The sequence below is a fragment of the Maribellus luteus genome (genome assembly GCF_003576475.1).
Taxonomy (GTDB): domain Bacteria; phylum Bacteroidota; class Bacteroidia; order Bacteroidales; family Prolixibacteraceae; genus Draconibacterium; species Draconibacterium luteum.
The window spans coordinates 35,825-49,441 of record NZ_QWGR01000020.1 but is presented as its reverse complement, the minus strand read 5'-3'; the positions used below and the strand labels follow the sequence as shown (position 1 = coordinate 49,441).

Sequence of the window (13,617 nt, the reverse complement as noted above, 5' to 3'; positions counted from 1 at the left end):
ATGAATAACCGCAATTCCATGACTCTAAAATCTGCATATAAAATTTGTTTGGTTGGTGCATTGCTGTTTTGGTCCTTTCTTGTGTCCGGACAGTTTAGCTTCGATTCGACAAAAGTTAACCACATACGCTGGACTCCTCAGCCTGAGTCGGTTAATGGGCTAAAGTCATTCAAACTGGATTTAGGCGGAGATTGGTCGTTTTCAGCCCAGCCTGAAGCTGATTTTTACAAAGCAAAAAGTGTTGCCGACTGGAAAAGCATTGAAGTTCCCGGTGAGTGGGTAATGCAGGGCTTTGAAGTAAATCCCAGAACTGCAGCAGGCTATTTTCGCACCTTCAATTTAAATCCCGAATGGAAAGGACAGCGTATAAAACTGAAATGCGAAGCCATTTACAGTGAATGCAAAATATGGGTGAACGGCAAGGAAGCCGGTTCTCATTTGGGGGGATTTACTCCTTTTGAGCTCGATGTAACGGAGCTTGTAAAAAACGGAAATAATACCATCGCGCTTAGCGTAAAAAGCGAAAGCCTGGCCGATACCTTGTCGAGTGCATCGCAATATGCTGTTCATCCCCTGGGCGGAATTACCCGCCCGATTTATCTGCTTGCACTACCCGAAATAAATGCTGCTTCGTTTCATGTTTCAACCACATTCGATGCTGACTATAAAAACGCTGAATTGAATGCCAGCCTGAAGCTTGCTAACGAATCGAAAAAGGAACAGCAGATACAGCTTAAACTTCGCTTGCGCGATAACACAGGAAAAGAAATTCCGGTTAGCGGAGAAACAAAATCTGATATTACGCTGGCTGCCAACTCAATCGATTCGCATTCAATAAAGCTGCAGGTGAAAAATCCTGAAAAATGGGATCCGGAACATCCCAACCTGTATTTTCTTGAATGTGCCCTTTTTCATAATGGAAAAGAGCTGACCAAAGTGGTTCGCCGCTTTGGATTTCGGCAGATTGAAGTTCGCGGTAACCAGGTTTTTGTGAATAACCAGCCAATCAAGTTGCGTGGAGTTTGCCGGCACGAAGTTCATCCTTTAAGGGGACGTTCGCTGAACGGAAACCAGTGGTACGAGGATGTGAAATTGTTTCGCGATGGGAATGTCAATTATATCCGTACTTCGCACTATCCTCCCAACGAAAAGTTGCTGGAAGCCTGTGATGAATTGGGGATGTTTGTCGAGGTGGAAGGACCATTTTGCTGGGCTTCTAAAAAGCCGGTTACCAATGCGAATTACTTCGAAGGTATTGTACAACCTCTTCTGGAAATGGTGGAAATGAATAAATCACATCCTTCTGTTTTGCATTGGTCGATTGCCAACGAGTCGTACGATTTTGATGAGCTTTTCAAAGAAGCAGCCGATTGGGTAAAGAAAGCCGATCCTTCGCGTCCTCGTATCTTTAGCCAATACGGCCCTGATGGCGACAACGGTTATCTTGAAATTGCCAATCATCATTACCCCGGACCCGGAGGCCCTGATAAATACAGGAACTACCAGCGCCCGATTACTTTCGACGAATATTGCCACCTGAATGCCTATAATCGTTACGAACTAATGACTGATCCCGGCATTCGCGACTTTTGGGGGGATATTCTTTACCACATGTGGGAAAAAATGTACGCTTCGAAAGGAGTACTGGGTGGTGCTTTGTGGGCTGGTATCGATGATAGTTTCTTTTTACCCTCCGGGAAAGTGGTTGGCTACGGTACCTGGGGACCTGTTGATGGGTGGCGAAGGCCCAAACCCGAATACTGGCACATGAAGAAAATCTATTCGCCGGTAAAAATTACGTTGAACGACGGTCCAAAAAATGAAAAGGTAAAGCTGACGCTCGAAAATCGTTATTTCTTTTCAAATTTGAAGGAATGCCGGATTATTTGGAAGAACAACGACACCAAGCAGGGGACATTAACCGTTGATGCAAAACCCGGTGCAATTGTGGAGGCTACCTTGCCTTTTACCAACGATGAAGTAGGAAAGCTGATCATCTCAGTTTTTAAAGACAGCGAAGTTGCTGTTGATGAATATGCCTACGATTTTTCGATGCCGGTAACAGAAATGCTCACAAAAAATGAAGACCATTTTTCATGGAGTTTGAAAGGAGACCAGCAGGTTGCAACGAGCAAAAATATGAAGGTCGAGTTTGGTCCGAAGGGATTGTTTGTCTTCGATTCGAAAGGCAATAAAGTGCTAAACGGCTGGCCTGCACTAATGCTTGTTTCAGCCAACAACAAAGGCGATACGCAAATGACAAAAGAGACGCCCGATTATACACTCTTTTCGCCCGAGGCATCGAACCGAAGTATACGTTCGGTGGAAGTGAAAAAGGGGGAGGAGCAGTTTGTTATAAGCTTAAGTGAAGGATACGATGAGGCTGCCGGAAGCCTGCAATTACATTTTTTTGCTGATGGTAATATCCGGGTGGACTACGATTATTCAATGTTAAAAAATGAAAACTTCCGTCAGTGGGGACTGGCATTTTCACTGCCTGAAGATTATACCCAGTTGGAGTGGCAGCGAAAAGGATTGTGGAGCGTATATCCCGGTGATCATATCGGGCGCCTGGAAGGGACTGCACATTTGTTTTACAACGACCAGCGGTGTGGATTGGCCGGGCCTTCCAAACAGCCTGACTGGACATATAACCAGGATCAGACAAATTACGGTAGCAACGATTTCCGCTCAACTAAACGAAATGTATTCAGGGCAGCACTGCTTGCGCCCGGGAAAACACGTGTTGAGTTGAAATCGGACGGAAGCCAGCATATTCGCAGTTGGCTGGATCAGGGGGCAATTCATTGGTTGATTGCCGGCTACGATAATCCCGGATCGGAACGTTTCCTGCGTGGCTTTAGTTCGCATGCACAGCTGTATGATATTCCGCTGATACGGGGGCAAAAAATCAGCGGTGAAATAAAACTGAAAATTACTAACGAGTAAAAAATATGACACAGAACTATTGGAAAGATGATACAGAGCTCTTCAAATTCATCAGGGAAGAACTCTATACAGCGGTGGTTGGCGATATTATGGATAAGATGGGGATGCAACGCCAGTTTTTGCCACCGCAAATCAGGCCATTGAAAGAAGAAATGTTTATCGTTGGACGTGCGATGACTGTTCTGGAGGCTGATTGTTTTGAGGAACTGAGTCCGGATTCGAAAAATCCACTGATGAATAAACCTTTTGGTTTGATGCTGGAAGCTCTGGATGATATAAAGCCAAACGAGGTGTATATCTGCTCCGGTTCGTCTCCTTCGTACGCGTTGGTCGGGGAATTGATGCTTACAAGGGTGAAAATGTGTGGAGGGGCAGGGGCCGTAGTTAACGGCTACTCGCGCGATACAAATGGCATCTACGAAGTCGGTCTTCCTGTATTTTCCTATGGCCCTTACGCCCAGGACCAGGCGCCGCGTGGTAAAGTGATTGATTACCGCGTTCCTATTGAAATGAGCGGAGTGCGTATAAACCCGGGGGATATTGTTATTGGTGATATAGATGGCGTTTGTATAGTTCCCCGTGAAGTGGAAGATGAGGTGTTTGCCAGATCATTGGAGAAGGCGCGTGGCGAACGCATGGTTTTAAAAGCTATCCAGGAAGGGATGAGCGCCGTTGAAGCCTGGAACAGATACGGAATTATGTAACTGAACTTCAATTTAAAATATTTTTCGATGAAGATAACAGATGTAAAGGTTTGGTTGGTTGAGGGAGTGAAATACAACTGGACCATGTTAAAAATATACACTGACGAAGGATTTACCGGCGTCGGAGAAGCCACCAACTGGCCGGGAAGCCAAATCGTAGAGGCAGCAGCCAAAGAAGCTGGTCAGCGGATAATTGGTCTGAATCCGATGCAAACCGACTTTATCTGGACCAAACTTTACCGCGACCTGAATTGGGTGGGCCCCTTTGGTGCCAGCATGTGTGCCATATCAGGAATCGATATGGCTTTGCTCGACTTGAAAGCCAAAGTGCTGGGAGTGCCCATGTATGAATTGCTTGGCGGGGCTTTTCGGACAAAAATTCGTTTGTACGCCAACTATTGGTTTACCAACGGAAGTCATAGCGCTCGGGATTATGCAGCACAGGCTCGTAAAGTGATGGAAGCAGGATTCAAAGGAGTAAAATTTGATCCGTTTGCGCATGTGAATTACCTGTATGGCGAAGACCTGAATACCGATCTGGGGTTGAGTCAGGAGCAGCAAAACCGGGCTTATGAAGTGAGTAAGGCCGTTCGCGAAGCCATTGGGCCTGATGCCGATTTGATGATCGAGACACACGCCATGCTGAATTTTAAAACGGCGGTAACTATGGCCGAACGCTTAGCCCAGTTAAATATTACCTGGTACGAGGAACCGGCAGGGCCCGAAAACGCCAATACCTTAAAAGCATTGCGTGAACGAATCGATCCGAAAGTGTCGATTTGTGTAGGCGAACGTCATTATACCCGGTATGGTATTCGTGATTTGTTGGAGAAACAGGTGGTTGATGTTATTATGCCTGATATCACCAGGTGTGGAGGGCCTTCAGAAATGAAACGCATGGCTACAATGGCCGAGACCTATAATGTTTTGTTGGCTCCCCATAATCCAAATGGTCCACTGTCTACTTTGGCAAGTGCTCATGTATGTGCGGCTATTCCGAATTTCTTCAGACAGGAATTTATTTTTAACGATGTAAGCTGGAGAGATACAGTAATCAGTCACCCGATTGAAATACAAGACGGTCAACTGGTATTGTCGGAACGTTCGGGACTTGGAGTCGACCTGATTGAAGACGAAATGAAAAAGTATCCTGGTATTCGTACCTTCAGGCAAGGTTACTACATTTAGAAACTTATTTATATTCATTAAATTAGACTATAAAACAATCTGCATGCTCGCGATTAATCTGAAAGACAAAGTAGCACTTGTAACCGGCGTTTCCAGCGGAATTGGGGCCGGAGTTGTAAAGGTGTTGACAAAGGCCGGTTGTAGTATTGCCGGATGTTCGCGTACGGAAGAAAACGATAAAACTATAACAAGTTTGAAGGATGACCTGGAAGCTGTTGGACAACAATTTTTCTATCGTCGGGTTGATGTAACCAAGGAAGAACAGCTAACAAAATTCGTACAGGAAACCGGTGAGAAGTTTGGAAAAATAGATATTGTGATTTCCAATGCAGGGGTGAATGTTTTTCGTGGAGCCGCTCAATGTACCAACGACGATTGGATGTATAATCACGAACTGAATCTGGCTGCTCATTGGCGTTTGGCAAAAGCCGCTAAACCCTGGCTTGAGAAAAGCGAGAATGGCGTGATTGTGATTATGACCTCGAACCATGCTTTCTCGAGCATAAAAGGATGCTTTCCGTACAATGTAACCAAAACCGCTTTAACCGGTCTCGTGCGCTCTTTAGCTATTGAGTGGGGACCTGCCATACGGGTAGTGGGCCTGGCGCCCGGGTTTATTGAAACGCCGGGAAACGATAAATGGTTTGAGTCATTTCCGGATGCAGAAGCAGAAAGGCAGCGGACAATCAAACTCCATCCGGCCGGAAAGCTGGGAACCCCCGAAGAAGTAGGCGCCTGGTGTGCTTTTCTGTCGAGCAGTTTAGCTGCATTTGCCACTGGCACAACCTATTTGCTCGATGGCGGCCGGTCAGCGATCCTGCAAGACGATTAACGAACGTTTCAATTTTTTACTATGCTCTATAAAGCGAAATTGGTCGCCGGTTCACCTCTTTGTGAACTGGGTGAAAGTCCGGTGTGGCATCCCATTCTAAATGAAATGTTTTGGGTAGACATTACCCGTGGAATAGTACATCGCCTTGACATTCGTACCCGCAATTTTCGACATTACGATGTGGGTAGTATGGTGGGTGCTGTAGTACCGGCAGTGGGAGACTACATGCTTATAGTGGCTGCTGAAAAAGGCATTCTTGGTTTAACTGAGTCAGGTAAACTGGATCTTCTTGTGGAATACCCTGATAGCGAGATGCCCAACAACCGGTTTAACGATGGAAAATGTGATGCTGCAGGAAGATTCTGGATCGGAAGCATGAACAAAAATGTTGTCCCAAAAGCCGGAAATCTGTATTGTTTTGAAGGAAAAACACTTCAGCTAAAACAAGCCGGAGTAACGATATCCAATGGACTGACATGGTCGCCCGATAAAAGGACTATGTACTATATCGATACTTTTGAACACTGTGTTTGGGCATATGATTTCGAGTTGGAAAGCGGTAAGACTTCGAACAAAAGAGTATTGTTTGAAGTACCTAAAGAAGCAGGTGCTCCCGATGGCATGACAATCGATTCGAAAGGAAGGGTCTGGATTGCGCATTGGGGAGGGGCCGCTGTGCGATGCTGGAATCCTGTAAATGGAGAAACAGAAGCCATTGTTGAAGTTCCGGCACCGCATGTGACTTCTTGCTCTTTTGGAGGCCCTGATTTGGATACCCTGTATATTACCACTGCCAGAGAAGGCCTCACCGAAAAATTGTTGTCGGAATTTCCGTTGAACGGGCAGCTGTTTAGCATAAGAGTAAATGCAAACGGCTTAGTGGCAGATACTTTTCATAGCTAGTCATTCTTAAAGTAGTTTTTTATGTTGACTATTTGGTTTACATCCTTTTGCCTGGTGTGAATAATTTACCGACAGCAAAATAGTTTGGACAATATAGTTCATGTATTAGAAAATAAAGTATAAGCAAGTATAAATAGTATCGTTTACCTTTACATTGATCGCGTGGAAAATTAGATTTTCCTGAACTAAAAAACGGTAAATGCGGGAACATTCACCGTTTTGAAATGATGTTTTCACATCATGTGTAATTAAATAACAGCCTAATCAGGCTTTTGTATAAACACTAAATGCTAAACTATGAAAAGATGCTTAATAGAGGTTAGTGATACTTTTCGTATTCTTTTATAGTCAGTACTTATTCAACTCTTGGAATACGTCCATTTTGTGAGAGAATAAATAAAGGTAAGGTTACGTGATACCTGCTTTGTCTGCAAGTTATCTTGAAAATATGTTTTTCCGGATATCTATGGAATCATATTGTGTTTTTCCTCTTAATGTATTGTAAGTCAGTGAATATAAATTGATGTGCCTATGGGGTATAACTATAAATGATACACACCAGAAATGGTACCTAACTAGTAAATGAGATTAATTACCAAATTTTTAAAACTACTTATGAGAATAATCAAATTTAGCACGGATTATGGTTGTTGCGTGTTTAACAAACAAAAAGTTGTAGTAAGGCTTGCTTATTTGCTAATCATGCTTTTTGTTTTGAGTGTGCAGGCTGAAGCAAAGGATAATCAGATTGAAAAGAATTCCACAATCGAAAATGCAACGACTCGACCAGAAAACACACATAAGGTTACGGGTAAAGTAACTGACAAAGATGGCAAACCTTTGCCAGGTGCTACAATTGTTGTTGACGGAACAACAAAAGGTGTAATCACCGATAGCGATGGGAACTACTCGATTGATGTAGAATCAACCGATAAGTTGCAATTTTCGTTTATCGGTATGGAAAGCCAGGTTGTAGACGTAAATGACAAAACAAAAATTGATGTGACACTGAGCGAGATGGTTGACGAGCTCGATGAAGTGACAGTTGTTGCATTCGGCAAGCAAAAGAAAGAAAGTGTTATATCTTCAATTGAAACTATTAATACCGAAGAACTAAAGGTTCCGTCCAGTAATTTAACTACGGCTTTGGCTGGTAGAATGGCCGGCATTATTTCTTACCAGCGTAGTGGTGAACCCGGAAGAGACAATGCCGAATTTTTTGTTCGTGGGGTCACAACATTCGGGTATTCGAAATCGCCGCTGATTCTTATCGATGGAATTGAACTTTCGGCTACCGATTTGGCCCGTCTGCAACCTGACGATATCGCCAGCTTCTCTATTATGAAAGATGCAACAGCTACCGCACTATATGGTGCGCGCGGCGCCAACGGAGTGATTTTAGTAACCACAAAAGAAGGTAAAGAAGGTAAATCTAAAGTGAATGTTCGCTTTGAGAATTCTTTTTCAACGGCTACAAAAAATGTAGAATTTGCCGACAACATAACATTTATGCGTAAGCACAATGAAGCTGTATTGACACGCGACCCCTTAGGATTAACATATTATACTGAAGAAAAAATCCAACGTACGGCTGCAGGTGCTGATCCTCTTTTATACCCCAATAATAACTGGATTGATCTCCTTACGAAAGACTATACTGTTAATCAACGACTCAACTTTAATGTGAGCGGTGGGGGTAAAGTTGCTCGTTATTATGTAGCAGCTTCAGTAAATCAGGACAATGGCATTTTAAAAAATGCACAGAAAAACTTCTTTGATAACGATATTGATTTTACAAAATACCTGGTACGCTCGAACGTAAATCTGAACATCACACCAACTACTGAAATTGGAATCCGTTTCCAGGGAACTTATGACGATTACAGAGGGCCTGTTAGCGATGGTGAAACCATTTACAAAATGGCCCTTTATGCGAACCCTGTATTGTTCAGCCCATATTACGAACCGGATGCTGAGCACCAGTATACAAAACACATTCTATACGGTAACTATAACGAAGGCGAATTTCTGAATCCTTATGCCGAGCTTACCAGAGGTTATCGTGAATCAGACAGGTCGTTGATTTTGTCACAATTCGAATTATCCCAAAACCTGGATATGATAACCAAAGGCTTATCGGTAAAATTGCTTTACAATACGACCAGAGAAGCCACTTCGGGCATCAGGCGGTTCCTCAATCCTTATTATTATTCTATCAGAAAAAATGATGAGGGTGCATATAAATTGACACAGCTTAACTCACAGAGCGGTACCGAGTATTTGTCATACTCCGAGGACGAAAAGAAAGTAAATATTACCAACTACTACGAAGGCTCAATAAATTATACCAGTACATTCAATGACGATCACAATGTAAGCGGTATGCTTGTTTTTATTGCCCGGGAAGCTAAAGCCGCGAACCCGGGAAGTTTGCAACAGTCGCTGCCTTACCGTAATCTGGGAATAAGCGGAAGGTTTACCTATGCGTATGCTTCACGTTATTTTACCGAATTTAACTTTGGGTACAACGGTTCTGAACGCTTTGCCAAAAACAACCGCTTTGGATTCTTTCCATCTATCGGGCTTGGTTATATTATTAGTAACCAACCATTCTTTGAAGCCTATAAAAACAGAATATCCAACTTAAAATTAAAAGCGACTTATGGTTTAGTAGGTAACGATGCCATTGGCAACGAATACGACAGATTCTTTTTCCTTTCAGAAGTTTCCCTCAATAATATCAGTAGAGGTGGACAATTTGGTACCCAACTCGACTATTATAAGCCAGGGGTGAGTATCAGCAGATACGAAAACGATCAGATTCAATGGGAGATTGGACACAAATACAATGTCGGGTTTGAATTAGGATTGTTCGATAAGTTAAATATCCATGCTGACTATTTTGGAGAATATCGTACAAATATCTTGATGGATCGAATTACTCTTGCCAGTATGGGCTTGCAAGCTGGAGTACGGGCCAATTTGGGCGAAGCTAAAAACCACGGTATAGATATGTCAATAGATTACAATCAGAGTTTTTCCAATGATCTATGGATTACTGGCCGTGCAAATTTCACCTATACGCATAGCGAAATGGTTAAATTTGAAGAACCTGATTACAGTGCTACTCCATGGGTTTCCAGAATTGGGAAACCTCTGAATCAGGTATGGGGCTATGTTGCAGAACGCTTGTTTGTTGACCAGGCTGAAATTGACAACAGTCCCCGACAATTTGGAGAATACCTGCCGGGTGATATAAAATACAAGGATGTTAATGGAGATGGGAGAATAACCACGCTTGACATGGTTCCGGTGGGTTATCCAACAGTTCCCGAAATAATTTATGGCTTTGGTATGTCGGCTGGGTACAAAAAAGTTGATTTCTCATTCTTTTTCCAGGGCTCGGCCCGCTCTTCATTTTGGATTGATCCAGTTTTAACTGCCCCATTCTTAAATGTAGGTGGCGGACACAGTGCTTTCCTTAAGGCTTATGCAGATGATCATTGGACAGAAGTGAACCAAAACCTTTACGCCCTCTGGCCAAGGTTATCGGTAACACCAGTCGGAAATAATATTCAAACCAGTACCTGGTATATGCAAAACGGAGCCTTCTTAAGACTTAAATCAGTCGAAGTGGGGTATTCATTTAATGTGCCTTGGTTCGATACATTCAGGGTATACGCTAACGGAACAAACTTGCTCACTTTAAGTGCCTTCAAACTATGGGATGTTGAAATGGCTGGCAAAGGAATCAACTATCCTATTCAACGTGTATTTAACTTGGGTCTGCAAGTCAACTTTTAATCCGATAACAAAAACAGAAATATGAAAAAGCTTAAAAATTATATCCTTTTATTTTTGATGATGTTTGCTTTCGGAGCATGTGATTATCTCGATATTGTACCCGACAATGTGGCAACCATCGACAATGCCTTTACCGACAAGTACAATGCAGAAAAGTACTTATTTACCTGTTACTCGTATCTTCCCAAGATGGGGTCAACAGGTAACAACCCTGCCATACTGGGAAGCGATGAATTAAGCTTAGGCAAGTACCACGAGAATACCTCGGGGGTTCAACTTTCCATCGGTAATCAAACAATCGTAGCCCCGTATTACGATTTCTGGCGGGGAACAAGTGGAGGAACAGCATTGTATACAGGTGTCAGGGACTGTAATACCTTTCTGGAAAGAATAGGTGAAGTTCCGGATATTTCAGATTATGAAAGAAATATCTGGATTGCCGAAGTGAAATTTATTAAGGCTTACCTTCATTTTTATCTTATCCGCATGTATGGGCCCATCCATATTATTCCGGAGAATCTACCCGTTAACGAGTCGATTGAAAATCTGAAATTAACGCGCGAACCTCTTGACGATTGTTTTAAATATGTGATTGACCTGATTGATGAAGCGATGGTTGATTTACCGGAAATATTACAAGTGGAAGCTACGGACTATGGTCATATTACAAAACCCATAGCAGCCGCGGTAAAAGCAAAAATACTGGTTACGGCAGCCAGTCCTCTGTTTAACGGCGAAGCTGGGTTTAACATTTACAATCATGATGGAACGGCACTATTTCCAACCGAAGATGCTACTGCCATACAGCAAAAATGGGCCGATGCCTTAACTGCCTGTGAAGAAGCTATTAGCCTTGCCGAGAATGCGGGCCATAGACTTATGGACCTGAGCGATTTTAAAACCGCAGGTGCCGTGGTTACTGATACTACCAAATTAAAAGTGATTCTTAACTACCGTGTCACAGCACAGGAAAACCAGGAAGTTATCTGGCCTCATACAAACGGTGCTGCCAGCGTGGGTGGTTTGCAAAGTATTGCAATGCCTGCATATTTCTCTACTCAGGACTGGTACGGAGACGGAAGTCTGGGGGCCCCCTTAAAAATGTCGTTGTTGCACTACACCAACAATGGCGTTCCGATAGAAGAAGACAAAGACTGGCAAGGCCTTAACCTGAATAAAATTATGACGGTAGGTGCGGACCAAGCCAACCATATGAAATTAGGACACAGAACCGTACAACGGAATTTTAACCGGGAAGTACGCTATTATGCGGACTTGTCGTTTGATGGAGCTTTGGTGTACGGACATTTAAGACCCGATAAAACCGATAACAATGCTGCCTTGGATTATATCAACCACAAACAGGGAGGCTGGTCCTCTTCTGGTTATGCATGGAAAGTATGCCCTTATGGATATTGGCCGGTAAAACTGGTGAATATGAATACCGGGCAGGACAATATGGGATGGCGTGGCAGAGCCTATGCATTTCCTGCATTGCGATTAGCCGACCTTTATTTGCTATATGCTGAAACATTAATTGAAAACAATCAGTTGGATGAAGCTAAAGTATGGATCGACAAAATTCGCACTCGTGCAGGTTTAAAAGGTATTGACGAATCATGGGCTGTCTATAGTACGAATCCTTCCAAGCCCGATACAAAAGACGGCTTACGTGAAATTATGAAACGCGAGCGTTTAATCGAACTTGCGTTTGAAGGAAGCCGCTTTTGGGATTTGAGAAGATGGATGGATGCGGAAGATTATTGTAATGAACCCGTTACTTCATGGAATCCGAACGAAAGTACCGTTGAAGGTTATTACAACGTTCAGGTGGTGTATTATCCAACTTTTAACATTAAACACCACTTTTTTCCTATTGCGGAAAGTGAGATCAGTAAGAATCCGAACCTGGTTCAGAATTATGGGTGGTAACGATGAAAAATAATCTAAAAATACAGACTATGAAAAAGATAAATATATATCTGCTGCTGGCAATATTCATTGCATTTGGCTGCGAAGAAAAGATACTTGGACCAATCGATTCAGACCCAACTGCCCCGGGGGTAATCAGCAATATTACAGTCACAAAAATGGCAGGGGGGGCAAAAATTGAATACGACATACCACAAGACAACGACCTGTTGTATGTAAAAGCCGTTTATACCATCTCAAACGGACAAACCTTGGAGGCCAAATCCTCTTTATATGAAAAGTCTCTGACTGTGCATGGATATAATGACCAGGATACAACAAAGGTTTACGATGTAAAACTGTATGCTGTTGACAGAAGCAATAACGAATCGAACCCGGTTACTGTTCAAATTACTCCAGGACTTTCTCCGCTATTGAAGGTTCAGAACAATATGAGCATAACACGTGCTTTCGGAGGTGCCCGTTTTGCATGGCAAAATGCGGCAGAAGCTCCGCTTACCTTTTACATTATGGCCGATACAATTATGACGGAAGGGGCAGAACCGGGTGAACTGACCGAAATCCGGATTCTTAAGAACGAACTGGAAGCAGGTGAATTCATTGCCCGCGGATATCCGGCGGTGCCCCGCAAATTTGGTGTTCTTATCGTTGATAACTTCGGAAATAAATCCAGCATTGTAACGCCGGCTGAAGGAGAAACACTTACTCCTTTTCCGGAAATAAAGCTCGACAAAAGTAAAATGTCCGTTTTTGCAGATGGGCCTGACCATCCGGTTGATGATAAATGGAACTACTGGGAAGGTCTCCCCGGTGCCATCATTGACGGAAATTATGCCCACACAAGTGTTGCCATTTCCTACCAATCTCCATATCCCAGGCATATTACTGTAGACTTGGGTGATACTTATAAATTATCGAGATATGCCTGGTTTCAACGTGTACAATTAAGCAGCGGTTCATGGATGTACACCTACGGAAACCCGAAAACATGGTATGTGTATGCCCGTAAAGAAGCCCCTGTTCTGGAAGAGGAAATTACAGAAGACAACGACGGTGATGGACTGCAGGACTGGACCAACTACTGGACGCTCATTGGAAGTCACGAAATCATCAAGCCTTCAGGGCTTCCCGTTGGGCAGGTTTCTCAGGAAGACAAGGATGCTGCATTTGCAGGACATAATTTTGATTTCCCGTTGGAACTGGACGAGATGCGCTACATCCGTTATGGGATAACCAGTAATTTTGATGGTTCCGGGTGGTGTAACTTTTCTGAAATTGATTTTTATGGAACCGATGAATTCTAAA

The 13,617-nt window shown here is 43.2% G+C and carries 8 protein-coding genes; all 8 read left to right on the top strand.

Features of this window, described 5'->3' with window-relative positions; genetic code table 11:
- The 8 genes from D1614_RS21710 (at window position 1) to D1614_RS21675 (ending at window position 13,616) form a co-directional block, all read left to right on the top strand.
- The gene (locus D1614_RS21710) at window positions 1-2,949 is read left to right on the top strand and encodes a glycoside hydrolase family 2 protein (RefSeq protein ID WP_119440100.1); all 2,949 of its coding nucleotides are present in this window, start codon (window positions 1-3) and stop codon (window positions 2,947-2,949) included.
- Between the two features lie 5 nt (window positions 2,950-2,954).
- Window positions 2,955-3,653, top strand: a complete 699-nt coding sequence (locus D1614_RS21705) for an RraA family protein (RefSeq protein ID WP_119440099.1) — start codon at window positions 2,955-2,957, stop codon at window positions 3,651-3,653.
- A gap of 27 nt (window positions 3,654-3,680) precedes the next feature.
- A complete protein-coding gene (locus D1614_RS21700) occupies window positions 3,681-4,841 on the top strand; it encodes a mandelate racemase/muconate lactonizing enzyme family protein (protein WP_119440098.1) in 1,161 nt (386 codons plus the stop codon).
- 43 nt (window positions 4,842-4,884) lie between these two features.
- Window positions 4,885-5,673 carry an SDR family NAD(P)-dependent oxidoreductase gene (locus tag D1614_RS21695; RefSeq protein ID WP_119440097.1) on the top strand — a complete coding sequence of 263 codons (789 nt, stop codon included), beginning with the start codon at window positions 4,885-4,887 and terminating at the stop codon, window positions 5,671-5,673.
- Between the two features lie 21 nt (window positions 5,674-5,694).
- Window positions 5,695-6,576 carry an SMP-30/gluconolactonase/LRE family protein gene (locus D1614_RS21690; protein WP_119440096.1) on the top strand — a complete coding sequence of 294 codons (882 nt, stop codon included), beginning with the start codon at window positions 5,695-5,697 and terminating at the stop codon, window positions 6,574-6,576.
- Window positions 6,577-7,191: 615 nt separating this feature from the next.
- Window positions 7,192-10,380: a SusC/RagA family TonB-linked outer membrane protein gene (locus tag D1614_RS21685; RefSeq protein WP_206610113.1), complete on the top strand. Its 3,189-nt coding sequence runs from the start codon at window positions 7,192-7,194 to the stop codon at window positions 10,378-10,380.
- A 21-nt stretch (window positions 10,381-10,401) separates the two neighbouring features.
- The gene (locus tag D1614_RS21680; protein ID WP_119440094.1) at window positions 10,402-12,312 is read left to right on the top strand and encodes a RagB/SusD family nutrient uptake outer membrane protein; all 1,911 of its coding nucleotides are present in this window, start codon (window positions 10,402-10,404) and stop codon (window positions 12,310-12,312) included.
- A gap of 29 nt (window positions 12,313-12,341) precedes the next feature.
- A complete protein-coding gene (locus D1614_RS21675; protein ID WP_162304600.1) occupies window positions 12,342-13,616 on the top strand; it encodes a DUF4959 domain-containing protein in 1,275 nt (424 codons plus the stop codon).
- The last annotated feature ends 1 nt before the right edge of the window (window position 13,617 follow it).

Excerpts from the sequence above, each read along its gene's own strand:
- D1614_RS21690 (WP_119440096.1), top strand. The coding sequence starts at position 5,695 with ATGCTCTATAAAGCGAAATTGGTCGCCGGTTCACCTCTTTGTGAACTG.
- D1614_RS21695 (WP_119440097.1), top strand. The coding sequence starts at position 4,885 with ATGCTCGCGATTAATCTGAAAGACAAAGTAGCACTTGTAACCGGCGTT.
- D1614_RS21700 (WP_119440098.1), top strand. The coding sequence starts at position 3,681 with ATGAAGATAACAGATGTAAAGGTTTGGTTGGTTGAGGGAGTGAAATAC.
- D1614_RS21680 (WP_119440094.1), top strand. The coding sequence starts at position 10,402 with ATGAAAAAGCTTAAAAATTATATCCTTTTATTTTTGATGATGTTTGCT.
- D1614_RS21675 (WP_162304600.1), top strand. The coding sequence starts at position 12,342 with ATGAAAAAGATAAATATATATCTGCTGCTGGCAATATTCATTGCATTT.
- D1614_RS21705 (WP_119440099.1), top strand. The coding sequence starts at position 2,955 with ATGACACAGAACTATTGGAAAGATGATACAGAGCTCTTCAAATTCATC.
- D1614_RS21710 (WP_119440100.1), top strand. The coding sequence starts at position 1 with ATGAATAACCGCAATTCCATGACTCTAAAATCTGCATATAAAATTTGT.
- D1614_RS21685 (WP_206610113.1), top strand. The coding sequence starts at position 7,192 with ATGAGAATAATCAAATTTAGCACGGATTATGGTTGTTGCGTGTTTAAC.